Annotated in this window: 16 protein-coding genes; 4 read left to right on the top strand and 12 right to left on the bottom strand. The window is 70.3% G+C overall.

The features are described from left to right. Nucleotides 1-185: 185 nt before the first annotated feature. A complete protein-coding gene (locus tag AB0E77_RS17345; protein WP_361571026.1) occupies nucleotides 186-1,283 on the top strand; it encodes an LCP family protein in 1,098 nt (365 codons plus the stop codon). A 19-nt stretch (nucleotides 1,284-1,302) separates the two neighbouring features. On the opposite strand, the gene AB0E77_RS17340 is transcribed toward AB0E77_RS17345, so the two are convergent. Both AB0E77_RS17340 and AB0E77_RS17335 read right to left on the bottom strand, forming a co-directional pair. After that, nucleotides 1,303-2,424, bottom strand: coding sequence for a hypothetical protein (locus tag AB0E77_RS17340; protein WP_361571023.1), 1,122 nt, complete (start codon nucleotides 2,422-2,424; stop codon nucleotides 1,303-1,305). A gap of 147 nt (nucleotides 2,425-2,571) precedes the next feature. After that, nucleotides 2,572-3,588, bottom strand: coding sequence for a hypothetical protein (locus AB0E77_RS17335; protein ID WP_361571020.1), 1,017 nt, complete (start codon nucleotides 3,586-3,588; stop codon nucleotides 2,572-2,574). Nucleotides 3,589-3,656: 68 nt separating this feature from the next. On the opposite strand from AB0E77_RS17335, the gene AB0E77_RS17330 reads away from it, so the two are divergent. After that, nucleotides 3,657-4,031, top strand: coding sequence for an NTP pyrophosphohydrolase (locus AB0E77_RS17330; protein ID WP_361571017.1), 375 nt, complete (start codon nucleotides 3,657-3,659; stop codon nucleotides 4,029-4,031). A gap of 18 nt (nucleotides 4,032-4,049) precedes the next feature. Here AB0E77_RS17330 and AB0E77_RS17325 read toward each other — a convergent pair whose 3' ends face one another. The 3 genes from AB0E77_RS17325 to dxs all read right to left on the bottom strand — a co-directional run bounded on the left by AB0E77_RS17325 (nucleotide 4,050) and on the right by dxs (nucleotide 9,189). Then, nucleotides 4,050-5,540 (bottom strand): glycosyltransferase family 39 protein, encoded by a 1,491-nt coding sequence (locus AB0E77_RS17325; protein WP_361571014.1) that lies wholly within the window; start codon nucleotides 5,538-5,540, stop codon nucleotides 4,050-4,052. A gap of 72 nt (nucleotides 5,541-5,612) precedes the next feature. After that, nucleotides 5,613-7,124 carry an amino acid permease gene (locus AB0E77_RS17320; RefSeq protein ID WP_361571011.1) on the bottom strand — a complete coding sequence of 504 codons (1,512 nt, stop codon included), beginning with the start codon at nucleotides 7,122-7,124 and terminating at the stop codon, nucleotides 5,613-5,615. Between the two features lie 136 nt (nucleotides 7,125-7,260). After that, on the bottom strand, nucleotides 7,261-9,189 hold the full coding sequence (gene dxs, locus AB0E77_RS17315; RefSeq protein ID WP_361571008.1) for a 1-deoxy-D-xylulose-5-phosphate synthase: 1,929 nt from the start codon (nucleotides 9,187-9,189) through the stop codon (nucleotides 7,261-7,263). A gap of 371 nt (nucleotides 9,190-9,560) precedes the next feature. Between dxs and AB0E77_RS17310 the strand changes: the two genes are divergently transcribed. Beyond that, nucleotides 9,561-11,084: a glycosyl hydrolase family 18 protein gene (locus AB0E77_RS17310; protein ID WP_361571005.1), complete on the top strand. Its 1,524-nt coding sequence runs from the start codon at nucleotides 9,561-9,563 to the stop codon at nucleotides 11,082-11,084. Between the two features lie 142 nt (nucleotides 11,085-11,226). On the opposite strand, the gene AB0E77_RS17305 is transcribed toward AB0E77_RS17310, so the two are convergent. The 7 genes from AB0E77_RS17305 to ngcE all read right to left on the bottom strand — a co-directional run bounded on the left by AB0E77_RS17305 (nucleotide 11,227) and on the right by ngcE (nucleotide 19,485). Then, complete coding sequence (locus AB0E77_RS17305) at nucleotides 11,227-12,519, bottom strand: sugar ABC transporter permease (RefSeq protein ID WP_361571002.1); 1,293 nt, start codon at nucleotides 12,517-12,519, stop codon at nucleotides 11,227-11,229. After that, entirely contained in the window at nucleotides 12,516-13,307 is a 792-nt protein-coding gene (locus AB0E77_RS17300) for an ATP-binding cassette domain-containing protein (RefSeq protein WP_361570999.1), read from the bottom strand. Before AB0E77_RS17300 ends, AB0E77_RS17305 begins: the two co-directional genes overlap by 4 nt. Nucleotides 13,308-13,465: 158 nt before the next feature. Beyond that, the gene (locus AB0E77_RS17295) at nucleotides 13,466-14,569 is read right to left on the bottom strand and encodes a sugar ABC transporter substrate-binding protein (protein ID WP_361571342.1); all 1,104 of its coding nucleotides are present in this window, start codon (nucleotides 14,567-14,569) and stop codon (nucleotides 13,466-13,468) included. Between the two features lie 133 nt (nucleotides 14,570-14,702). Further along, nucleotides 14,703-15,914 (bottom strand): ROK family transcriptional regulator, encoded by a 1,212-nt coding sequence (locus tag AB0E77_RS17290; RefSeq protein ID WP_361570996.1) that lies wholly within the window; start codon nucleotides 15,912-15,914, stop codon nucleotides 14,703-14,705. Nucleotides 15,915-16,098: 184 nt separating this feature from the next. Then, nucleotides 16,099-17,022 carry a carbohydrate ABC transporter permease gene (locus tag AB0E77_RS17285; RefSeq protein ID WP_361570993.1) on the bottom strand — a complete coding sequence of 308 codons (924 nt, stop codon included), beginning with the start codon at nucleotides 17,020-17,022 and terminating at the stop codon, nucleotides 16,099-16,101. Nucleotides 17,023-17,024: 2 nt separating this feature from the next. Next, a complete protein-coding gene (locus AB0E77_RS17280; protein ID WP_361570990.1) occupies nucleotides 17,025-17,951 on the bottom strand; it encodes a sugar ABC transporter permease in 927 nt (308 codons plus the stop codon). Nucleotides 17,952-18,036: 85 nt separating this feature from the next. Next, on the bottom strand, nucleotides 18,037-19,485 hold the full coding sequence (gene ngcE / locus AB0E77_RS17275) for an N-acetylglucosamine/diacetylchitobiose ABC transporter substrate-binding protein (RefSeq protein WP_361570987.1): 1,449 nt from the start codon (nucleotides 19,483-19,485) through the stop codon (nucleotides 18,037-18,039). A 425-nt stretch (nucleotides 19,486-19,910) separates the two neighbouring features. On the opposite strand from ngcE, the gene AB0E77_RS17270 reads away from it, so the two are divergent. Further along, on the top strand, nucleotides 19,911-23,711 hold the full coding sequence (locus tag AB0E77_RS17270) for a GH92 family glycosyl hydrolase (protein ID WP_361570984.1): 3,801 nt from the start codon (nucleotides 19,911-19,913) through the stop codon (nucleotides 23,709-23,711). Nucleotides 23,712-23,751: the final 40 nt, after the last annotated feature.

The raw sequence follows: 23,751 nt of genomic DNA, 5'->3' as shown, positions 1-23,751 counted from the left end.
CGAGTCACAGAACCTTCACATATGAGTACGCCAAAAGTCCAGACGTGAAATATTGCGCAACACAACGGTGTACGTGAACAATCCCACGCCGTTTCCGTACAACCTTCCGACGCCCTCGGAAAACGTCCGCGATGCCGCGGGGACGGTGCCGCAATGCCTGATCGGCCTGCATATAGTGCTCCGTCATGAGTGATCCCGCTCCCGACTCCAGCACCCGCTCCGGCCGCCGAAGAGCCTCCCGCGGCACGGGCCGCCGACAGCGCACACGTCGTTCACGAATACTCCGCATCGTGCTGGGCACCTTCGTGGTGCTGCTGCTCGCGGCGGGCGGCACGGCCTACTGGCTGTACAGCAGCCTGGACGGAAACATCGAGGGCGTCGACATCGACAAGGCGATCGGCGACGACCGGCCCGAGAAGCTCCCGACCTCCGGACAGAACATCCTGATCCTCGGCTCCGACTCCCGGGCCGGGGCCAACGCCGGGCTGAACACCGGCAAGGTGGCCGGCGCACGCTCCGACACGGCCCTGGTGATGCACATACCCGAGGGCCGCACCAGCGCCGTCGCCATCAGCATCCCGCGCGACACCCTGGTCACCCGTCCCGCGTGCACCGCGTCCGACGGCGGCGAGGTGGAATCGGCGAAGCGCGTGATGTTCAACTCCATCTACTCGCAGGTCGGTCCGGCGTGCGTGGTCAAGACGGTGGAGCAGATGTCGGGCGTCCGCATGGACCACTACATGGAGATCGACTTCGCCGGCTTCAAGGGCCTGGTGGACGCGATCGGCGGGGTGACCGTCACCGTGGACCAGGACATCAAGGACTCCTCCAGCGGCCTCGACCTGACCGCCGGCACCCACCGGCTCGACGGCACCCAGTCCCTGCAATTCGTCCGCACCCGGCACGGCGTCGGCGACGGCAGCGACCTCGGGCGCATCGGGCTTCAGCAGCAGTTCATGCTGGCCCTGCTGTCCGAGATCAAGAAGCAGGACCTCCTGGGCAGCCCGACGAAGACCTACAAGATCGCCGACGAGCTCACCTCCGCCCTCACCACCGACTCCGAGCTGGCCTCCCTCACCAAGCTCGCGGACTTCGGCCGCAGCCTCAACGGCGTCGACCCGGCCACCATGGAGACGATCATGCTTCCGGTGGCCTACGACAAGATCGACCCGAACCGGGTGGTGGCCGCGGAGCCGCAGGCCTCGCAACTGTGGAAGGCCGTCCGCAGCGACGCGGAGATCCCCGAGCCGGCCAAGAAGTCCCCCGCCACGGGCGGCAACTGAGCCCGGCGGCGCCCCGGCGTCAGACGGACACGGCGGGCGTCATCGCCAGGCCCGGCTCGCCGGTCTGCCGGGCGACGCGCAGCGAACCGTCCCTGTCCTGCACCGCGAGCACGACGCGGCCGAGGGCATCGCGGGCCAGTGCCGGGGCGGCCTCGCTGTGCTCGCCGGTCGGCGTCCACCACACGCCCGACTGCTCGTTCTCCGTACCGAAGGCGGCCAGCGCGACCTCCCCGCCGGCATCGCGGTGGGCCAGCACCGTGCAGTCGTACCCGTCGACCGGCGCCCGCAGCACGGAGACGGGTTCGGCGGCCGGGGCACCGCCGAGCGGGATCAGCCAGCCCCCGGGTCGGTGTGCGACGATGCCGCCCGCCTCCGGGTCGGCCCAGTAGTACGTCGCGCGGTCCGGCGCGGTCTCCAGCGCCGAGGCGGTCCCGGGCACCGTCCGCACCGGGATGTTCAGCTCCCGCCGCAGCTCGCCGTCGGGCTCGTGCTGACACCACCGCATGGCGTTGTCCCCGCCGCCGGCCAGCAGCTCGATGCGCCCGGACGCGTGGGCGACGGCGGCGAGACCGTCGTGCACGCCGCTGCCCTTGAGATCGTGCCACCGCTCCCACTGGCCGCCGGGCGCCTCCCGGCGCAGCATCACCCCGCCGCCCGCGTTGCGCACGAAGACGTACACCCGGCCGGATGCGCTGACGGCCGCCGCCGGGACGCCCACACGGCCCGCCCTCTCCCGGTCCCCGTGCGGATTGCCCAGCGACCGCCACTCGGTGACCGGGCGTCCGGTCTGGTACTGGATGGCGTGCACGACGTCGACGGCGGGCGGGCCGTCCTGCCGGGGGACCTCGCGCCTGCCCAGGAAGTGCACATAGGTGTCGGCGCCCTGAGTCACCGACAGATGGGTCAGGTGCGGCACGGGGAAGAGGTCCGGCCCGGCCCACGCCGGCCCGCCCGGACTCGTCTCGGTCCAGCGCAGCAGACCCTCGTCGGTGCGCGCGTACGCGGTCAGCCGGCCGTCCTTGCCGAGGACGAGCCATCGACCGCCCAGGGCGCGCCGGGCGCCGTGCCGTCGGGCCGGCGGCCGTTCGGTCCCGGGGAGTTCTCCGCCCCGGGCTGTGCCGCGCCCGGTTCTGGTCCGCATGACGAGACCCGCCCCTTCCGTGACCCTCGGCGCGGCCGGTCCGCCTCTCCCGAACCTGTGTACGAGAGACCGAGCGGGCTCATCATAGGATGGCCGCGCGGTGAACGGGTCATGGAGATCGCGTGACGGCGGGCCAGGTGTGCGGCGTCAGACCGTCTCCCACGCCGTGAGCGCCAGTCCCGGCTCGTCCTTGCGGCGGGTCAGCAGGAGGCTGCCCGTCGACGGGGACAGGACCGCCGCCACCACCCGGTCGTCGGCGTCCAGGGCGAGGGAGACCTCGGCGTCGGCGGGCAGTCGAGGACCGGACTCGGTCCACCAGGCGCCCGCGGACTCCTGCTCGGCTGGGTACGCCGCGAAGGCGACCCGGCCGGATGACGAGCACTGGGCCAGCAGGGTGCAGTCGTGGCCGTCGAGCTCGCAGCGCAGGGCCGCGACCGGGCCGGCGCCCGCCGCGGAGAGCACCGGCACGGGGTCGGCTCCGGGGCGCCACGCGCAGAGGGTGCCGGACGTGTCGGTGAAGAACAGCGTGGTGCTCTCGTCGGAGGTGGCCAGCGCGCGCAGTGTGTCCGGGCGGGCCGCGGCCTCGACGGCGTCGACCAGCTGGAACTCGGTGCCGGGCGCCTCCTGACGCCAGTGCTGGACCGTGCCGGCCCCGGCCGCGTACGCCTCGATGCGGCCGCCCCGGCCGGCCACCGCGACGGGCGCGCCCTGGAGGTCGGCGCCCTTGAGGTCACGCCACGGGCCCCAGCCGCCCTTCTGCTTCTGGGCCCGCATGCCGAGCCCGCCGGCGGCGTTGCGCACGAAGACGTGCGCGCGGCCCTGGGGGTCGACCGCGACGGCGGGCCTGCCGGTGCGGTCCCCCTTGCCGTTCGGATGCCCCACGGGCTCCCAGTCCAGGGCGGCCAGCAGGGGCCGGAAGTGGGTGGAGTGCACCAGGCCCGACTCGCCGGGCACCGTGGGGCGCCAGGCGACCAGGTGCGCGTAGGAGTCGGCGCCCTGGCCGACCGCCAGACCCGGGTGCACCCGCTGGTCCCCGCCCGTCCTGCGCGGGGCGTCCCAGGTGCCGCCGGGCACCTGCTCAGCACGGCACAGGACAGCGTCCTGGGTGACCAGGTAGACGCTGAGTCGGCCGTCCCGGCCGCGTATGAGCCACTCGCCGTTCACCTGATCATTTTATGCCGTCGCCCGCCGGACCGCTCCGGCCGGGTGTCATTGCGTGCGACCCTGGCCGCATGAGCGACAGCGGACCCCTCCTCGTGATCGTCGACGGCGCCAACGTCGTGGGGTCCGTGCCCGACGGATGGTGGCGGGACCGGCGCGGGGCGGCACAGCGGCTGCGCGACCGGCTGGCGGCGGACGGGGTGCCGGGGCGTGCCGGTCCGGTGGAGATCGTCCTGGTCGTCGAGGGCGCGGCGCGCGGGGTGGACTCCGTGCCCGGCGTACGGGTGGAGGCGGCGCCGGGCAGCGGGGACGACCACATGGTCGAGCTGGTCGCGCGGGCCGCCGGCCGTCCCGTCCTGGTGGTGACGGCGGACCGCGAGCTGCGCCGCCGGGTGACGGAGCTGGGCGCGGAGGTGGCGGGACCGCGGACGGTCAGGCCGGTGTGACCGTCCGCGGCCTGTGACCTACTCCCCCGGCGCCCCCGTCCGCCGGTAGAGCACCGCCCCGTCCACCTCTCCCGCCTCCTCGTACGCCGTGCCCAGCAGGCGCCGCAGGGTCGGCAGGCGGTCCGGCGCATAGGGCTCGCCCCGGGAGTCGTCGACGACGAGGGCGGGCGGGTGGGCGGTCAGTTCCGCGCGCAGCGTCCGCCAGGCGCCCTCGACCCCGTACCGTTCGCCGACCATGGTGCCGTCCCGGCCGCCGCCGTAGTTGGTGAGCAGGCCCGCGGTGAGGTAGCGGCTGGCCGGGGTGCGGCCGGCGAACCAGTAGGCCTCGGGGTGCATGCCCCAGAACAGGACGCGGTCGCCCGCTCGGGTGCGGTGTGCGGCGGTGTCGGCGAGGCGGCGGGCGTGGTCGAGTTCGGCGCGGGGGGCGAGCAGGCCCCAGGTGAGGAACAGGGCGCAGCAGGACGCCGTGACACCGAGCGCGCGCACCCGGCGCTCCCGGGAAGCGGTGCGCAGCGCGGCCGTGGCCAGCAGGGCCAGCGGCGGCAGGAGTTGCAGGTAGTAGTGGCCGTGGAAGCGCAGGCCCGCCGTGACCGCCCCGGCCGACGCGGCGAGCCACAGCCACAGGCCGGCCGTGCCCGGGCGGGCGGCGCGCGGGGACCGCAGGAGGGGCGGGAGCAGTCCCGCGCAGGCCACGGCCAGGACGCCGGTGTTGGCCAGCGCCCGGCCGAGGACCGGGAGTACGGATCCGCCGAGGGACGCGTAGGTACCGGACCCGGTGACCGTCCAGAAGAGGAAGCCCGCCGGGTCGGTGACCAGGGCCGCGCCCAGTACCGGCGCCACTGTCCCGGCCAGCACTCCCCCCGCGGCCCCGGCCCGTGCCGCCCCGCCCCGCCCGGCGGTGCCGCCCCGCCGGGCGCAGCACAGCCACAGCACCGGCAGCAGCACCGCGCCGCCGGTCTGCTTGGCGAGGAACGCGCAGCCGACGGCGAGACCGGCGGCGACCGGACGGCGGCGGTCGGCGCACCACAACGCGGCGGCCGTGCACGGCAGCATGAACACCTCGAAGGTGGCCGCCTGGGCGTCCTCCGGATTGAGCCCGACGGAGATCAGCAGGTACAGCACCCCCGCCGTCCGGCCGGCGCCGTCGCCCCAGCGGCGTCGGGCGAGGGAGGCGAGGACCGCTGCGGTGGCGAGCTGGGCGAGGACCGCCAGGATCCGCACCGCCGTCAGCGACCCGGAGCCGGCCACCGCGAACGCCGCCTGGTACAGCCACGGAACCAGTGGCGGCTTGCGGTCGACGACCGTCTCGTACAGCTCCCCGCCGTGCGCGAGCAGGCCGGCCTGGACGGCGAGGTAGCCCTCGTCGGGGTTCCACAGGGGGCGGGTGAAGGAGGGGACGCGGGTGACGCAGGCCAGTGCCGCGAGCAGGGGCAGCAGACGGGGCCAGTAGCCGGCACCCTCACGCGCGGTCGGTACGGAGCGTGACGGGGTGAGGAGCCGAGCGTGCATGGCCGTACGCTAACCGGCCCCGCGTATCACCCGAGGGGTGACATACGGGGCCGGATTGACGGAGGGCGGTGACTACGGAGTGCCGCCGCCGGACGGGCGGGCCTTCGCGTCCTCGCCGCGGCCGAGGCGGCTGTGGGTGCGGCCGTAGAGGAAGTAGACGACGAAGCCGATCGCCATCCAGATGCCGAACCGGACCCAGGTCTCGGCGGGCAGGTTCAGCATCAGCCACAGCGAGGCGGCCACGGACACGATCGGCAGCAGCGGGACCAGCGGGGTGCGGAAGGCGCGCGGCAGGTCGGGGCGGGTGCGGCGCAGGATGACCACGCTGATGGCGACGACGACGAAGGCGAACAGGGTGCCGATGTTCACCAGCTCGGCCAGTTCGCTCAGGCTGGTGAAGCCCGCGACGATCGCGATGATCACACCGAGCAGGATCGTCGGCCGGTACGGCGTCCGGAACTTCGGGTGGACGACGGAGAAGAAGCGCGGCAGCAGTCCGTCGCGGCTCATCGCGAAGAAGACGCGGGTCTGGCCGAGCAGCAGGATCATGCACACCGTGGTCAGGCCGACGGCGGCGCCGAAACTGATCACGCCCGAGAAGAAGGGGTGACCGGTGGCCTTGAACGCGTCGGCGAGCGGGGCGTCGACCGACAGCTGCGTGTAGTGCTGCATGCCGGTGACGACGATCGAGACGGCGACGTACAGGACCGTGCAGATGAACAGGGAGCCGAGGATGCCCCGGGGCATGTCGCGCTGCGGGTTCTTCGTCTCCTCGGCGGCCGTGGCGACGATGTCGAAGCCGATGAAGGCGAAGAAGACGACCGAGGCGGCGGTGAAGATGCCCATCACGCCGAAGTTGGACGGCGCCCATCCGAACATGAGCTGGATCAGTGGTGAGTGCAGCCCTCCGCCCGCCTCCACCGGCTGCTCGTCGGGGATGAACGGGTCGTAGTTGGCGCCCTTGATGAAGAAGGCGCCCGCGATGATCACGATGAGGACGACGGTCACCTTGATGGCGACGACGAGCGAGGTGATGCGGGCCGACAGTTTCATGCCGAGGACGAGGATGCCGGTGAGCACCAGCACCAGGGCGGCGGCGAGGATGTCGAAGCCGAATCCGTCGGCGCCCTCCCGGCCGCCGAGGGCCTCGGGGAACTGCCAGCCGGCGTTGTCCATGAAGGAGCGGATGTAGCCCGACCAGCCGACGGCCACCACCGCCGTTCCGAGCGCGAACTCCAGGACCAGGTCCCAGCCGATGATCCAGGCGGGCAGTTCGCCGAGGGAGGCGTAGGAGAAGGTGTACGCGGAGCCGGCCACCGGGACCGTGGAGGCGAACTCGGCGTAGCACAGCGCGGCGAGCGCGCACACCACACCCGCGACGACGAAGGCCAGGGCGACGGCGGGCCCGGCGTTGTTCTTTGCGACCGTGCCGGTCAGCACGAAGATGCCGGTGCCGATGATGACACCGACGCCGAAGACCGTCAGGTCCAGCGCGGACAGGGATTTCTTGAGCGCGTGCTCCGGCTCCTCCGTGTCCCGGATGGACTGCTCGATCTGTTTGGTCCTGAAAAGGCTGCTGCTCACGGGTACCTCCGACGCTTGTCGTCCTCGACATGATCGTGAGGGGGCCTAGTGCGTATGCCCGGGCATGAGCCAATTCACGCGGATGGGCAGGTTTCACCACTGCAACGAGTGGAGAACCTGCCCATCCGGCCGTACGTCAGTCGCGCGCGGCCTCCACCGAGTCCACCTCGGCGCCGGTGCGCTCGTACCGTCCGTCGAGCTTGGCGACGAGGCCGGTGACCTGGCGGGCGATGTCGGGCGCGGTGAGCCCGATCTCGGCCAGGACCTCGGCGCGGGAGGCGTGGTCGAGGAAGCGCGGCGGGATGCCGAAGTCGCGCAGCGGCACGTCGACGCCCGCGTCGCGCAGGGCCTGGGCGACGGCGGAGCCGACACCGCCGACGCGGGAGTTGTCCTCGACGGTGACGACCACGCGGTGGCGCTCGGCGAGCGGGGCCATGGCCTCGTCGACGGGCTTGACCCAGCGCGGGTCGACCACGGTGGTGGTGATGCCCTGCTTGTTCAGCAGGTCGGCGACCTCCAGGCACATCGGCGCGAGGGCGCCGACGGAGACGAGGAGGACGTCGGGGGTGTCGGTGCCGGGGGCGCGCAGCACGTCCATGCCGCCGACGCGGCCGACGGCGGGCACGGCGGGGCCGACGGCGCCCTTGGAGAAGCGGACCACGGTCGGGGCGTCGTCGACCTCGACGGCCTCGCGGAGCTGGGCGCGGACCTGGTCGGCGTCGCGCGGGGCGGCGAGCCTGAGGCCGGGGACGACCTGGAGGATCGACATGTCCCACATGCCGTTGTGGGAGGCGCCGTCGGTGCCGGTGACACCGGCGCGGTCCAGCACGAAGGTGACGCCGCACTTGTGCAGGGCGACGTCCATCAGGACCTGGTCGAAGGCGCGGTTGAGGAAGGTGGCGTACACGGCGAAGACCGGGTGGACGCCGCCGTGGGCGAGGCCGGCCGCGGAGACGGCGCCGTGCTGCTCGGCGATGCCGACGTCGTAGACGCGGTCGGGGAAGCGCTTGGCGAACTTGTCGAGGCCGACCGGCTGGAGCATGGCGGCGGTGATGGCGACGACGTCCTCGCGCTCCTCACCGATCTTGACCATCTCGTCACCGAAGACGGACGTCCAGTCGGCGCCGGAGGTGGAGATGGGCAGGCCCGTGTCGGGGTGGATCTTGCCGACGGCGTGGAAGCGGTCGGCCTCGTCCTGGAGGGCGGGCTGGTAGCCGCGGCCCTTCTCGGTGAGGCAGTGCACGATGACGGGGCCGCCGAAGCGCTTGGCGCGGGTGAGGGCGGACTCCAGGGCCTCGATGTCGTGGCCGTCGATGGGGCCGACGTACTTGAGGCCGAGGTCCTCGAACATGCCCTGCGGGGCGATGAAGTCCTTGAGGCCCTTCTTGGCACCGTGCAGGGTGTCGTAGAGCGGGCGGCCGACGACCGGGGTGCGCTCCAGGACCTCCTTGGTGCGGGCCAGGAAGCGCTCGTAGCCGTCGGTGGTGCGCAGGGTCGCCAGGTGGTTGGCGAGGCCTCCGATGGTGGGCGCGTAGGAGCGCTCGTTGTCGTTGACGACGATGACGAGGGGGCGGTCCTTGGCGGCGGCGATGTTGTTCAGCGCCTCCCAGGCCATGCCGCCGGTGAGCGCGCCGTCGCCGATGACGGCGACGACGTGGTCGTCGCGGTCGAGGACCTGGTTGGCCTTGGCGATGCCGTCGGCCCAGCCGAGGACGGTGGAGGCGTGGCTGTTCTCGATGACGTCGTGCTCGGACTCGGCCTGTGAGGGGTAGCCGGACAGGCCGCCCTTCATCTTCAGCTTCGAGAAGTCCTGGCGCCCCGTGAGCAGCTTGTGCACATAGGACTGGTGGCCGGTGTCCCAGAGCACCTTGTCCTTCGGCGAGTCGAAGACGCGGTGCAGGGCGAGGGTGAGTTCCACCACGCCGAGGTTGGGGCCGAGGTGGCCGCCGGTCTTGGAGACGGCGTCGACGAGGAAGGTCCGGATCTCCTCTGCCAGCCGGACCAGCTCTTCCAGGCTGAGCCGGTCCAGATCGCGCGGTCCCGTGATGCGGGTCAGCAGCGGCACCCGTGCCTCCTTGCAGTAGAGCTGTTGCCGGGCTCGTCGAGTCTAATGTTCCGCCCCGGCGGAACGTGTCCGGGCGGTGCGTCGTACGTCACGCGTTCGGCCCTACCCCGCGACGGACCGTTCTACGTCATCCCCGCCGCGATGTCCGGGCCGGGGTGCCCGGGGGAGCTTGGGGAGTCCTTTACCCGTGTGGTCCAGTCCGGCGGGCGCGCGGTGGCCGGGCCGGGAGACGCCCGGCCCGATGAATTGGTCTAGTCCCATTCTGGTCCAGACCATTGCGTCCCCAGGTGCTCCGGCGATATCCCCGTACCCGGCAACACCCCAGCACGGCAAGGGAATCGACGTTCCTCCCCACACACACCGGGACTGACATGAGACGCATGCGTTCCATCCGCGCGGCCCTCACCGCGGCCGCCACCACCGTGGCCGCGGTGGGCCTCGCCCTGTCCGGCACCGGCACGGCCCAGGCCGCGACGCCGCTGCCGGAGCGGGTCTTCGCGCCGTACTTCGAGGCCTGGACCGGAGAGAGCCCGGCCGCGCTGGCCGCGCAGTCGGGTGCCAAGCACCTCACGATGGCCTTCCTCCAGACGGCGACGGCCGGCTCCTGCACGCCGTACTGGAACGGCGACACGTCGATGCCGATCGCGCAGTCGACCTTCGGCGCCGACTTCGACGCCATCCAGGCGAACGGCGGCGACGTCATCCCCTCCTTCGGCGGGTACACGGCCGACACCACCGGCACCGAGATCGCCGACAGCTGCACCGACGTCCAGCAGATCGCCGCGGCCTACGAGAAGGTCATCACGACCTACGACGTCACCCGGCTCGACATGGACATCGAGATCGACTCCCTGGACAACACCGCGGGCATCGACCGCCGCAACAAGGCCATCAAGCTGGTCCAGGACTGGGCCGCCGCGAACGGGCGGGACATCGAGATCTCCTACACGCTGCCCACGACCACCCGCGGCCTCGCGGACAACGGCGTCGCGCTGCTCGAGAACGCCGTGCGCAACGGCACGAAGGTCGACGTCGTGAACCTCATGACGTTCGACTACTACGACAACCAGCCCCACGACATGGCCAAGGACACCCAGACGGCCACCCAGGGGCTGCACGACGTGCTGGCCCGCCTCTACCCGGACAAGTCCTCCGCCGAGCTGTGGCACATGATCGGCGTGATCGAGATGATCGGCGTCGACGACTTCGGACCGGCCGAGACCTTCACCCTCGCCAACGCCCGCACGGTCTACGACTGGGCCCTGGAGAAGGGCGTCAACACGCTCTCCTTCTGGGCGCTCCAGCGGGACAACGGCGGCTGCGCGGGCGGCGGCGCGGCCGACAACTGCTCGGGCATCCAGCAGAACACCTGGGACTTCTCCCACATCTTCGCGCCCTTCACCGGCGGCAGCACCGCGCCGGAGAACGACTTCTCGCTGTCCGCCGCCCCGGCCTCCGGCACGGTGACGGCGGGCGCCTCGGCCACCACCACGGTGAAGACCGCGGTGAAGACCGGTGAGGCGGAGACGGTCTCGCTCCGCGTCAGCGGGGTGCCGGCCGGGGTCACCGCCTCGCTCAGCCCCTCGTCCGTGACGGCCGGCGGCTCCTCGACGCTCACGCTCGCCACGACCGCCGAGGCGGTCTCGGGGACCTACTCCGTCACCGTCACCGGCACCAGCCCGTCCGGCAGCCACAGCACCACGTACGCGCTGACGGTCACCGGCGGCAACGGCAGCCAGTGCACGGCGGCCCCCTGGTCCCCGGGCGCGGTCTACACCGGCGGCCAGCAGGTCTCCCACGAGGGCCACACCTGGAAGGCCAAGTGGTGGACGACGGGCGAGGAGCCCGGCACCACCGGCCAGTGGGGCGTCTGGCAGGACCTCGGCGCCTGCTGACACACCCCGCGCCCCGCGCGAAAAGCGGTCCGCGCAGAAAAGCGGTCCGCGTAGAAAAGCGGTTGGCGTAGAAAAGCGGTCCGCCCGCCCCTCCCACGGCTCAGATGGGTGGGGCGGGCGGACCGCCGTCGGCCGTGCGGCGCTAGGCGCGGCCGGCCGTCTTCTGCGTCTTGCGGGTGACCGCGTCGATGACGACGGTCGCCAGCAGCACGCCACCGGTGATCATGTACTGGACCGGCGAGGCGATGCCCTCCAGGGCGAGGCCGTACTGGATCGAGATGATGACCATGACACCGAGCAGCGCGTCCCAGGTGCGGCCGCGGCCGCCGAAGAGGGACGTGCCGCCGATGACGGCGGCGGCGATGACGTTCATCAGGAACTCACCGGTGCCCGCGCCCTGGTTGGCGGAGGCGATCTTGGAGGCGACGAAGAGGCCGCCGATCGCGGCGAAGGTGCCGGCGATCGCGAAGACCGAGATACGGACCAGGTCGACGTTGATGCCGGCCCTGCGGGACGCCTCGACGCTGCCGCCGAGTGCGTAGATCTTGCGACCGTAGGCGGTGCGGCGCAGCACGAAGTCCGTGAAGAGCAGGAACGCCAGGAAGATCACCACGGCCAGGGGCAGGCCCTTGTACTGGTTGAAGACGATCGCCACGGCGAAGGCCAGGACCGCCAGCAGCACCGTGCGCACGATGATCTCGTTCAGCGGCCGGGACGGCACCCCGGCGGCCGCACGGCGGCGGTTGTCGAGGAACGCGGTGACGAAGTACCCCGCGGTCACGACGATCGCCAGGCCGTAGGCGGCGGCCACGTCGGTGAAGTAGTAGCTGGTCAGCTTGGCGACCACACCGTCGGCGGGCAGGTTGATCGTGCCGTTGCTGCCGAGTATCTGCAGCATGAAGCCCTGCCAGAACAGCAGGCCGGCCAGGGTCACGGCGAAGGCCGGGACACCGATCTTCGCGAAGACGAAGCCGTGGATCGCGCCGGCCACGGTGCCCGTGAGGATCGCCAGCACCAGGGCCAGGATCTCGTTCATCCCGTGCGTGACGCTCAGCACCGCGAAGGTGGCGCCCGCGACACCGCTGACCGAGCCGACCGACAGGTCGATCTCGCCGAGCAGCAGGACGAAGACGATGCCGACGGCGATCATGCCGGTGCCGACCATGGCGATCGACATGTCGGAGAAGTTGCCGGCGGTGAGGAAGTTGGAGTTCAGGCTGGTGAAGATGGCCCAGATGATCAGCAGGCCCACGACGACCGGCAGGGACCCGAGGTCACCGGCCTTCATCTTCCGCTTGAACTCGTCGAGGTAGCCCGCGAGACCCTGCTCGCGCACCAGCAGCCGGGGGTCGACCGTGGGGACCGCGGCGGCCGCGGCCTCGGGGTTCTCGACCGCGTGCTCCCCCGCGGGGGTGGAGGTCTTGTCGATGCTCACTTCTGGATCTCCCCATTGGTGCGTGCCGCACGACGGGTCACGGCGTTGTCCGTGGCGCCCGTGATGGCGGAGATGATCTCTTCCTGCGAGGTCGACTTGACCTCGAAGACGCCGTTGTTGCGCCCCAGGCGCAGGACGGCGACCTTGTCGGCGACCGCCTTCACATCGGCCATGTTGTGGCTGATGAGGATGACGGCGTGACCGCGCTCGCGCAGCCGCTCGACCAGGTCGAGGACCTGCGCGGTCTGCTCGACGCCGAGGGCGGCGGTGGGCTCGTCGAGGATGACCAGCTTGGGGTCACCGAGCATGGAGCGGGCGATCGCCACGACCTGGCGCTGACCGCCGGAGAGCGAGGCGATCGGGATGCGGACGCTGGGGATGCGGATGGACAGCGTGTCCAGCAGCTCGCGCGAGCGGCGCTCCATCTCCACCTCGTCCAGGACGCCGCGCTTGCGCAGCTCCCGGCCCAGGTAGAGGTTGCCGACGACGTCGATGTTGTCGCACAGCGCGAGGTCCTGGTAGACCGTCGCGATGCCCAGGTTCTGGGCGTCGTGCGGCTTGTTGATGGTGACGGCCCTGCCGTCCCACTCGATGGCGCCCTCGTCGATCGGGTGCACGCCGGCGATCGTCTTGACCAGCGTGGATTTTCCGGCGCCGTTGTCGCCGACCAGGGCGACCACCTCACCGGCGTGGACCTCAAGCTCTACGTCGGTGAGCGCCTGGACGGCACCGAATCGCTTGGAGACCCCGCGCAACGCCAGCACGGGCGTAGCGGACACGTGAACCATCTCCTTCGCCGCCTGACCCGGCGGGAGGTTGTGCAGAAGTTTGGGGGAGGTGTTCCGTCCGGCGCCCCGCCTAGCTTGCGGGGCTGTTGGTGCGGGGCACCGGAGGAAGCTGCGTGCAGCCGGTCCCGCACCCGCTCGGCGGGCGCGGGGGCGGCTGCTTACTTCAGGCCGGCCTTGTCGCAGGCGGCCTTGTAGTTGCCGGCGCAGATCTCGTCGAGGGTGTAGAAGCCCTCCTTGATGACGGTGTCGTTGATGTTGTCCTTGGTCAGCGAGACGACCGGGACGAGCACCGTCGGAACGCCCTTGGTGGTGGCGCTGTCGGCCTTGCTCGTGGCGATGGAGTCGAGCGACTTGCCCTGGGCGAGGGCGACGGCCATCTCACCGGCGACGGCGGCCTCCTGCGGGTAGGACTTGTAGACGCTCATGTACTGCTCACCCGTGAGGATGCGCTGCACGCCCGCGAGCTCGGCGTCCTGGCCGGTCACCGGGATGTTGCTGATGCCGGCGGCCTTCAGGGCGGTGATGATGCCGCCCGCCATGCCGTCGTTGGCGGAGTAGACGCCGACGATCTTGTCCTTGCCGAGGGCGGAGATGGCGCCCTCCATGTTGGAGTTGGCGTTCTCCGGCTTCCACTCCTTGGTGTCGTACTCGCGGCCGACCTTCACCTTGCCGTCGAGGACGGAGTGGGCGCCCTCCTTGAACTGGGCGGCGTTCGGGTCGGTGGAGGAACCGTTCATCATGACGATCTGGCCGTCCTTGGCCTTGTCGCCCAGCGCCTTCAGCAGGGCCTCGCCCTGCGTCTTGCCGACGGTCACGTTGTCGAACGAGGTGTAGGCGTCGATCGGGCCCTCGGCCAGGCGGTCGTAGGCGACGACCGGGATGCCCGCGTCCTTGGCCTTCTTGACCGAGCCGGCGATGGCCTTGGAGTCCACCGCGTCCACGATCAGGACGTCGACCTTGTTGGTCACCATCGTGTCGACCTGCTGCGCCTGCAGCGTGGCGTCCTGCTTGGCGTTGGCGTAGACGACCTCGCCCTTGTTGTTCGTGAGCTCCTTGACCTTCTTCTCGATCAAGGGCTTGTCGAACTTCTCGTAGCGCGCGGTCTGGTTCTCCGGAAGGAGCAGACCGACCTTGATCGCGTCGCCCTTCTTGGCGGCGGAGTCGGACGAGTCCGCCTTGTCGCCGGACTCCTTGGCGCTGCCGCAGGCGGCCAGCGAGACGGCCATCGCGGTGGTGGCAACGGCAACGGCGGCACGACGCATACGCGTGTTCACTTCAGAAACCTCCCTGACGAGGCCGCGTCGTTGCGGCCGAGGTGGCTGGAAGTCAACTCGGCCACACGTGCGACGTCAAGAAGTAAATCCTTAACGAGATGGCAACGGTGCCATCCGTTCTCTAAGTGAAGGCAGGGGTGGCCGCGGGCAGGGCGGCGGTCGCACTTCCGTCCAGAAGGGTCGAATCGCCCATCTCGCTGAGGGCCAGGGCGAGGGCCCCCAGGACCTCCGCACGGCCCCCAAGTGCCCCGGGAAGCACGGAGAGTTGACGCGCCGCACTGGGGATGGCGTAGCGGCCCACGGACTCCCTTATGGGGCCCAGCACCAGCTCGCCGGCCTCGGCCAGATCTCCGCCGAGGACCACCCGGCTCGGGTTGAGCAGGTTGCAGAGATTGGCGACCCCGCTGCCGATGTGGCGGCCCACGTCGGCGATCACGCGCCGGCAGCCCGGATCGCCGTCCCGCGCGAGCCGCACGACGCCCTCCATGGTCAGCTCCGTGCCGTGACTGGGCTGGAGCAGCGGGAGCACATAGCGGGCGGCCGCGAAGGTCTCCAGGCAGCCGCGGTTGCCGCACCGGCAGACCGGGCCCGCCTCGTCCAGCGTGATGTGCCCGATCTCCCCCGCGGTGCCGCCGGGGCCGCGGTAGATCTTGCCGTTGATCACCAGACCGGATCCGACACCGCTGGCGACCTTGATGTACGCGAGGTCGCGCACCCCCCGGCCGCTGCCCCAGACCAGCTCGCCCAGGGCGCCGAGGTTGGCGTCGTTGTCCACGTGCACGGGCACGCCGAGCCGCCCCCGCAGCTCCTCGGCGGGCCGGGTGCCGCCCCAGCCGGGCAGGATGGCCGTCGAACCCAGCGTCCCCGACTCCACGTCGATCGGGCCGGGCACGCCGAGGCCCACCCCCGCGATCTTGGAGCGGTCGACGCCGGTGGCCTCGATCAGCCTGCTGACCAGCTGCTCCGCCCGGTCGAAGCCCTGCGCCGAGGACGCGTCGACGTCCAGCGGCTCGGACTCCTCGGCCAGCACCTGGTGGGCGAGGTTCCCGACCGCGACGCGCAGATGCGTGTGCCCGAAGTCGACGCCGATGACGATGCCGGCGTCCCCGCTCAGCGAGACGCTGCGGGCCCGGCGCCCGCCCGCCGAGGTGGGCGTGACCTCGACGGTCCCGCCGTCCTTCAGTTCCCGGACGATGTTCGAGACCGTCGCCGCGGACAGACCCGTCGTCCTCGCGATCTCCGCCTGCGTGAGCGACCCGGCGAGCCGTACCGCTCGTACGACCCGTTCCAGGTTGGCTCGGTGCAGCGACGACTGCGACCCGGGAGTCTCCACGACGACCTCCTGCGCGCGGGGCCGCTTCGATGAGGCCCCGTCCATGTCCAACTAGTGAACTCTAAGCTGAGCCGTTCGGGTCGCCTCCCGTCAAGAGGTTGAACCGCATCCGGGTGCCCCGCACACGCACACGTATGCCGCCCCCGGGACTCCGGGGGCGGCATACGCGGGAGCGGCGGCGGGGCTACTTCAGGGCGCCCGCCGTGAGGCCCTGGACCACCTGGCGCTGGAAGATGATGTACGCGGCCAGCACCGGCAGCATCGCCATCACCAGGCCGGCGAAGAGCCCGGACCAGTCGCCCTTGTAGCCCTGGCTGACCGCCAGTTGCACCAGGCCCTGGGTGAGGACGTGCTTGTCGGGGTCGGTGTTCAGAACCGTGGGCAGCATGTACTGGTTCCACTGCCCCAGGAAGTTGAAGATCCCCACGCTGATCAGGCCGGGCTTGGCCATCGGAAGCATGATCTGGAAGAACGTCCGGGTGTGGGACGCCCCGTCCACGAACGCCGCCTCCGCCACCGAGCTGGGCAGGGTGCGGAAGAACCCGGTGAGGAAGAACACCGTGAAGGGCAGCGAGTAGGCGATGTAGACCAGGATCAGCCCGTGGATGGTGTTCAGCAGGCCCATGTTGTCCACGACGTAGAACAGCGGGACCAGCGCGAGCATGATCGGGAAGCTCATGCCGCCGATGAACAAGTAGTAGATGAAGCGGTTGCCCGGGAAGTCGAAGCGGGCGAGCACGTAGGCCGCCATGGAGCCCAGCACCAGGGTGCCGACGAGCGAGCCGCCGACCACCAGGACGGTGTTGAGGAAGTAGTCGCCCATGTGGGCCTGGGACCAGGCCCGCGACCAGTTGTCGAAGTTCAGCTTGCCGGGCAGCGACCAGGGCGAGCCGAAGATGGATGCGTCGTCCTTGAAGGAGGTCATCACCGCCCACACCAGCGGCATGCCGACCATGATCGCCCAGATGACGAGGACGCCGTGGGAGAAGACGTTGAGGGTGGTGCCCTCCTTCTTCCCCCGGGTGAGTCCGCCGGGCGGGGCCTCGGTCTTGCGGACGATGGGGCCGGACTCGGCCGGTACGGGCGCGGGGGTCTCGGTCGTCTTCATGATCAGAACTCCAGCCGCTCGCGCCGGCCCAGCCGCATCACGACGGCGGCGAAGGCCAGCGTGACGATGAGCAGGGCGACGCCGATCGTGGTGGCGTAGGCGGCCTGACCGTCACGGAACGCCTTCTGGTACACGTACAGGACCATGACGGTGGTCGAGTAGTCGGGGCCGCCGGGACCGGTCGTCATGATCTGTACGACCGCGAACGACTCGGCGCCGAGCGCGAGGATGCCCATGTAGACCCAGCCGGACTGCACGGTGTCCCACAGCAGCGGCAGGGTGACCTTGAAGAAGGTCGTCGCGCGGTTCGCCCCGTCCAGCAGCGCGGCCTCGTACAGCTCCGCCGGGATGGACGCCATCCCCGCGGAGAACAGGACGACGAAGAAGCCGACCGTGGACCAGACGAGCACCGCCATCACGCACCACAGCGCCAGGTTCGGGTCGCCGAGCCACAGCGGCTGGACCGAGTCGAGGCCGATGCCGCGCAGCAGCGAGTTGATCGCACCGCTGTCCGGGTTGTACGCGAACGCGAACAGCAGGGCGACGATCGCGATCGAGAGCACCTGCGGGAAGAAGTAGACGATCTTGTAGAAGCCGGAGCCGCGGACACCGGTGATCACCGGACCGCCGCGGCGGTGGCGTCCGCCCACATTGATCATGAAGGAGAAGAACAGCGCCAGGCCGAGGGTGACCAGCGGCACCAGCAGGGCGAACATCACGCTGTGCTGCAACGACTTCCAGAAGATGTCGTCGTCGAGCATCCGCGAGTAGTTGTCGAAGCCGACCATCTTGAACTCGGGACTCAGTCCCGTCCAGTCCGTGAACGAGTAGTAGATGGACTGGATGAACGGCCAGACGACGAAGAGCGCGTACAGTCCCAGGGGAACCGCCAGGAACCCCACGATGAACCGGTACTTGCCGTGCTGCATTGCTACCGACCCCGATCTGCGCGCGGGTGGCGCCGCCGGGGCCCGGCCGGCAACGGGGTGCCGGCCGGGCCCTGGTGACGCGTCCTCACTGGTGCTTGTAGTGCTTGATCGAATCGTCCTTGGCCGCCTCGTCGGCGAAGCCCTGGATCTTCTTGATGGCCTCGGCCGGGGTGAGGCGGCCGGCCATCATCTCGCCGAGTCCGGAGACGCCGATCTTCTCCTTCTGGAGCTGCACGTACCAGTCCTGCAGGCGCGGGTTCACCACATTGGTGCCGGCCAGGTCCAGGGCCGCGACGCCGGCCTTGAGGCCCGGGGTCAGGTCGATGCCGTCGGTGCCGCCGTTGTAGGCGGTCAGGGACTTCACCTTGGCGGTGAAGTTCTTCGAGGACGCCTCGCTGAGCATGATGCGCAGCTGCTCCATGCCGCCGGCGCCGTTGGCCGCCTTGGCCGGGACGATGAAGGGCTCGCCGCCGGACGCCCAGATGGTGCCGAAGGGCATCTTGTCGGCGGAGTCGATGCCGGGCGGGGCGGAGACGGTGACCTGGAAGTCGGCCGGGATGACCTTGGCGGACTCGTTCTCCACCCAGGAGCCGTTCGGGAGGAACAGGGCGTCGCCCTTGGCCCACGCGGTCTGCGACTGGATGTGGTCCAGGCCCGGGGTGCCCTTGAGGATGTAGCCCTTCTTGTACAGCTCGTACCAGGCCTCGAAGACCGTCTTGACCGCCGGGTGCTTCCAGGCGTTCGGCTCGAGGTTGTCGATGGCGTCGAGCACCTCGACGCCGCCCACCTTGCCGATCATCGGGTACATCGAGAAGGGGATGTAGTACGGGTACTTGCCGGCGTAGGTCCAGCCGGCCATGCCCTTCTTCTTGGCCTTCTCGCAGACCGCGAGCATCTCGTCCCAGGTCTTCGGGTACTCGGCGTCGAGCGAGTCCAGGGCCTTCTGGGAGTACCAGTTCCCGTACACCGTGTAGGCGTAGTAGAAGATCCAGACCTTCTCGCCGTCGAACTGACCCATCTCCACGATGCCGGGACGCAGCGTGTCGCGGACCTTCTTGCCCGGGTCGTCGTAGGACGGGGCGTCCAGCAGCGGGGTGAGGTCGGCGAGCTGGTTCTTGCCGACCAGGACGCCCATGTCCATCTGCTCGGCGCCGGAGTTGTCGACGAGGTCGGGCGGGTTGCCGCCGTTGAAGCGCGGCTGGAGCGTCGACTGGATCTTCTGGGTGGCGGAGAACTTCACCTTGGCCTTGGGGAAGTTCTTCTCGTAGATCTTGACGGCGTCCTCGGCGTACTCCTTGCCGAAGCCGCCGTCGAAGAGGACGAATTCCATCTGGGCGCTCTCGTTGACGGCCAGCGGGTTCTTGGCCGTCTTCGTGCCGGACTCGGCCTTCTTCTGGTCGTCCCCGCCGCCGCTCGCGCAGGCGGACAGGAAGCCCATGGCCGGTACGGAGACCAGGCCGAGCGCGGCGGACCGCTTGATCAGATCGCGGCGGCCGACGCCCGTTCGGTTGTTCTCGGCGGAAGTGGATCCCATGCTCAAGTCCTCGCCTTCTCCAGGACTCAGGCGGTGAACCGGATCCTCCCCGGCACCGCGATCGGGTCACGCTGGGTCGTGCAGGAAGTGCGGATACTGCTGTACGGGCGCCTTGGCGGTGTGCTTTCGCGGTTCCCCCCACGGATCCCCCGGTGGCCGACAGGTATAGTCCACTTCCGGTCGACGGAGCAAGATCGAATGCATGGTTCCCGGCACGTCTTTTCCGAGTTGAGACCTGGCGGAAATATGGGCGGACCGTGTGCCCCCTGAAGGAAATCCCCCGGGCACCGGACCCGTACGCCACACGCAACACCCTTGACATCACTGGCCTCTTCACGCGCTACTGTTCCTTGCGCTGCGAATTTGACAACGTTGTCCATTTCCTCGGAAAGCGCTTCCGGGGAGCGCATGGAGGGTGCTGGGGCATGTGGTACAGAGTTCGGCACAGATGGGGCCCGGCGGTCGTGCTGGCGACCGCCTTCGCGGTGGCGGTGGGTTCGCAGGGGGCCGCGGTCGCGCTGCCCGCGGCGCCCGCCGTCGACCGGGAGTTCGCGTCCTCCTTCGAGGCGGAGGACCCGGCTCCGGACTGGCTCAACACGGTGGAGACGGCCCCCGACGGCAGCAAGCGCGCCGCAGGCGTCGACGGCGGGTACAGCACGGGCATACCGGGCAACGTCACCGACCACGTCACCGGTGTCCGGGCGAGCGACGAGAACACCGGCGGCGGCGAGGTGAAGGAGAACCTCGTCGACGGTGAGCCGAGCACCAAGTGGCTGACCTTCGAGACGACCGGCTGGGCCGAGTTCGACCTGGACGAGCCGGTGAAGATCGCCCGGTACGCGCTCACCTCGGCCAACGACCACGACGAGCGGGACCCGGCGGACTGGACGCTCCAGGGCTCGGCGGACGGAAAGAGCTGGCAGACGCTCGACAGCCGCTCGGGACAGTCCTTCGGCGAGCGGTTCCAGACGAAGACGTACGACCTCGCCGAGGCGGCCGAGTACCAGCACTTCCGGCTGGAGGTCACCAAGAACAACGGCGGCGACATCCTCCAGCTCGCCGACGTGCAGCTGTCCACCGGCGACAGCGACACGCCCGTCCCCCAGGACATGCTCTCGCTCGTCGACCGCGGCCCGAGCGGCTCGCCGACCGCCAAGGCGGGCGCCGGCTTCACCGGCAAGCGCGCCCTCAGGTACGCCGGCCGGCACACCGGGGACGGCCGGGCGTACTCGTACAACAAGGTCTTCGACGTCGACGTGAAGGTCGACCGCCGCACCGAGCTGTCGTACCGGATCTTCCCGTCGATGGCCGACGGCGACCTCGACTACGACGCCACGAACGTCTCCGTCGACCTGGCCTTCACCGACGGCACCTACCTGAGCGACCTGGGCGCCACCGACCAGCACGGGTTCCCGCTGACGCCGGCCGGGCAGGGCGCCGCGAAGGTCCTCTACGTCAACCAGTGGAACGCCGTCGAGTCCGGCATCGGCTCCGTCGCGGCCGGCAAGACCGTCGACCGGATCCTGGTGGCGTACGACTCCGCCGAGGGCCCGGCGAAGTTCCGCGGCTGGCTGGACGACGTCGCCATCAGGGCCGCCGCACCGGAGCGCCGCGAGGCCCATCTGTCCGACTACGCGCTCACCACGCGCGGCACCAACTCCAGCGGCGGCTTCTCGCGCGGCAACAACATCCCGGCGACGGCCGTGCCCCATGGCTTCAACTTCTGGACGCCGGTCACCAACGCGGGCTCGCTGAGCTGGCTGTACGACTACGCGCGCGGCAACAACGCGGACAACCTGCCCACGCTCCAGGCGTTCAGCGCGAGTCACGAGCCGAGCCCGTGGATGGGCGACCGGCAGACCTTCCAGGTGATGCCGTCCGCCGCCTCCGGCACCCCCGACACCGGCCGTGAGGCGCGCGAGCTGGCCTTCCGGCACGAGAACGAGACCGCCCGGCCGTACTACTACGGGGTGCGCTTCGAGAACGGCGTCAAGGCGGAGATGGCGCCGACCGACCACGCGGCGGTCATGCGCTTCACCTACCCCGGTGACGACGCGAGCGTGATCTTCGACAACGTCACCGACCAGGCCGGCCTGACCCTGGACAAGGAGAACGGCACCTTCACCGGCTACTCGGACGTCAAGTCCGGCCTGTCCACGGGCGCCACCCGCCTCTTCGTCTACGGCGAGTTCGACCGGAAGGTCACCGGCGGCGACTCGGCCGGTGTCAAGGGCCATCTGCGCTTCGACGCCGGCAAGGACCGCACGGTCACCCTGCGCCTGGCGACCTCGCTGATCGGCGTCGACCAGGCGAAGGACAACCTGCGCCAGGAGATCCCGAAGCGCACCTCCTTCGACAAGGTCCGCAAGAACGCCCAGAAGCAGTGGGACCGGATCCTCGGCAAGGTCGAGGTGGAGGGTGCCACGCGCGACCAGCTGACCACCCTGTACTCCAGCCTCTACCGGCTCTACCTGTACCCGAACGCCGGCCACGAGAAGGTCGGCGGCGTCTACAAGTACGCCTCGCCGTTCCAGGCGATGCCGGCGGCGGACACCCCGACGCACACCGGCTCGAAGGTCATGGACGGCAAGGTGTACGTCAACAACGGCTTCTGGGACACGTACCGGACCACCTGGCCCGCGTACTCGTTCCTGACGCCGTCCACGGCCGGTGAGCTGGTCGACGGCTTCGTGCAGCACTACAAGGACGGCGGCTGGACCTCACGCTGGTCCTCCCCCGGCTACGCGGACCTGATGACCGGCACCTCCTCGGACGTGGCGTTCGCGGACGCGTACGTCAAGGGCGTCGACTTCGACGCGAAGGCGGCGTACGACGCGGCCGTCAAGAACGCCACCGCCGTGCCCCCGTCCTCGGGCGTGGGCCGCAAGGGCATGGCCACCTCGCCGTTCCTCGGCTACACCAGCACGGACACGCACGAGGGCCTGTCGTGGGCGCTGGAGGGCTACCTCAACGACTACGGCATCGCGAAGATGGGCGAGAAGCTCTACAAGGAGACCGGCGAGAAGCGGTACCAGGAGGAGTCCGCGTACTTCCTCGACCGCGCCCAGGACTACGTCAACATGTTCGACGCGAAGGCCGGCTTCTTCCAGGGCAAGGACGCTGCGGGCAACTGGCGCGTGGACTCCGAGAAGTACGACCCGCGCGTGTGGGGCTACGACTACACGGAGACCAACGGCTGGGGCTACGCCTTCACCGCCCCGCAGGACAGCCGGGGCCTGGCCAACCTGTACGGCGGCCGGGGCGGCCTCGGCGACAAGCTCGACGAGTACCTCGCCACCCCGGAGACGGCCTCCCCGGAGTTCGTCGGCTCCTACGGCGGAGTCATCCACGAGATGACCGAGGCGCGGGACGTGCGCATGGGCATGTACGGGCACTCCAACCAGGTCGCCCACCACGCCCTGTACATGTACGACGCGGCCGGGCAGCCGTACAAGACGCAGAAGAACGTCCGCGAGGTGCTCCAGCGCCTGTACACCGGCAGTGAAATCGGCCAGGGCTACCACGGCGACGAGGACAACGGCGAGCAGTCGGCCTGGTTCCTCTTCTCCTCCCTGGGCTTCTACCCGCTGGTGATGGGCAGCGGCGAATACGCCGTCGGCTCCCCGCTGTTCACCAAGGCGACCGTCCACCTGGAGAACGGGCGCGAGCTGGTCGTGAAGGCTCCGAAGAACAGCACGAAGAACGTCTACGTGCAGGGGCTGAAGGTCAACGGCAAGCGCTGGACGTCCACTTCGCTCCCCCACTCGTTGCTGGCCAAGGGCGGCGTCCTGGAGTTCGACATGGGCGCGAAGCCGTCCGCGTGGGGCACCGGCGAGGACGCGGGGCCGGTGTCGATCACCCGGGACGACCGGGTGCCGACGCCGCGTGAGGACGCTCTGTCCGGCGACGGCGCGCTCTTCGACGACACGTCGGCGACGGACGCGGCGGTGACGTCGGTGGACCTGCCGGTGTCCGGCAAGGGCGTCGAGGCGGTCCAGTACACCCTGACCTCGTCGGCGGACCGGACGAAGGCCCCGGCCGGCTGGACGCTCCAGGGCTCGTCCGACGGCACCACCTGGCGGACCCTGGACCGGCGCTCGGGCGAGTCCTTCGCCTGGGACCGGCAGACCCGGGCGTTCTCGGTGAGTTCGCCGGGCACGTACGCGAAGTACCGGCTGGTCCTGGACGGCGAGCACACGCTGGCGGAGGTGGAGCTGCTGGCGTGAGCGAGCCGTGAGCACGACGCGGGGCGGCGGGTGCGGGCGG

Origin of the sequence: Streptomyces sp. NPDC032940 (genome assembly GCF_040636935.1) — a bacterium.
Taxonomy (GTDB): domain Bacteria; phylum Actinomycetota; class Actinomycetes; order Streptomycetales; family Streptomycetaceae; genus Streptomyces.
The sequence above is the reverse complement of the archived record's forward strand: the minus strand, read 5'-3'. Positions and strand labels throughout refer to the sequence as shown.

Bases quoted from the DNA above. Each gene is read 5' to 3' on its own strand.
- ngcE (WP_361570987.1), bottom strand. From the start codon at position 19,485: ATGGGATCCACTTCCGCCGAGAACAACCGAACGGGCGTCGGCCGCCGC.
- AB0E77_RS17310 (WP_361571005.1), top strand. From the start codon at position 9,561: ATGAGACGCATGCGTTCCATCCGCGCGGCCCTCACCGCGGCCGCCACC.
- AB0E77_RS17345 (WP_361571026.1), top strand. From the start codon at position 186: ATGAGTGATCCCGCTCCCGACTCCAGCACCCGCTCCGGCCGCCGAAGA.
- AB0E77_RS17280 (WP_361570990.1), bottom strand. From the start codon at position 17,951: ATGCAGCACGGCAAGTACCGGTTCATCGTGGGGTTCCTGGCGGTTCCC.
- AB0E77_RS17270 (WP_361570984.1), top strand. From the start codon at position 19,911: ATGTGGTACAGAGTTCGGCACAGATGGGGCCCGGCGGTCGTGCTGGCG.
- AB0E77_RS17325 (WP_361571014.1), bottom strand. From the start codon at position 5,540: ATGCACGCTCGGCTCCTCACCCCGTCACGCTCCGTACCGACCGCGCGT.
- AB0E77_RS17300 (WP_361570999.1), bottom strand. From the start codon at position 13,307: ATGGTTCACGTGTCCGCTACGCCCGTGCTGGCGTTGCGCGGGGTCTCC.
- AB0E77_RS17330 (WP_361571017.1), top strand. From the start codon at position 3,657: ATGAGCGACAGCGGACCCCTCCTCGTGATCGTCGACGGCGCCAACGTC.
- AB0E77_RS17295 (WP_361571342.1), bottom strand. From the start codon at position 14,569: ATGCGTCGTGCCGCCGTTGCCGTTGCCACCACCGCGATGGCCGTCTCG.
- AB0E77_RS17285 (WP_361570993.1), bottom strand. From the start codon at position 17,022: ATGAAGACGACCGAGACCCCCGCGCCCGTACCGGCCGAGTCCGGCCCC.
- AB0E77_RS17340 (WP_361571023.1), bottom strand. From the start codon at position 2,424: ATGCGGACCAGAACCGGGCGCGGCACAGCCCGGGGCGGAGAACTCCCC.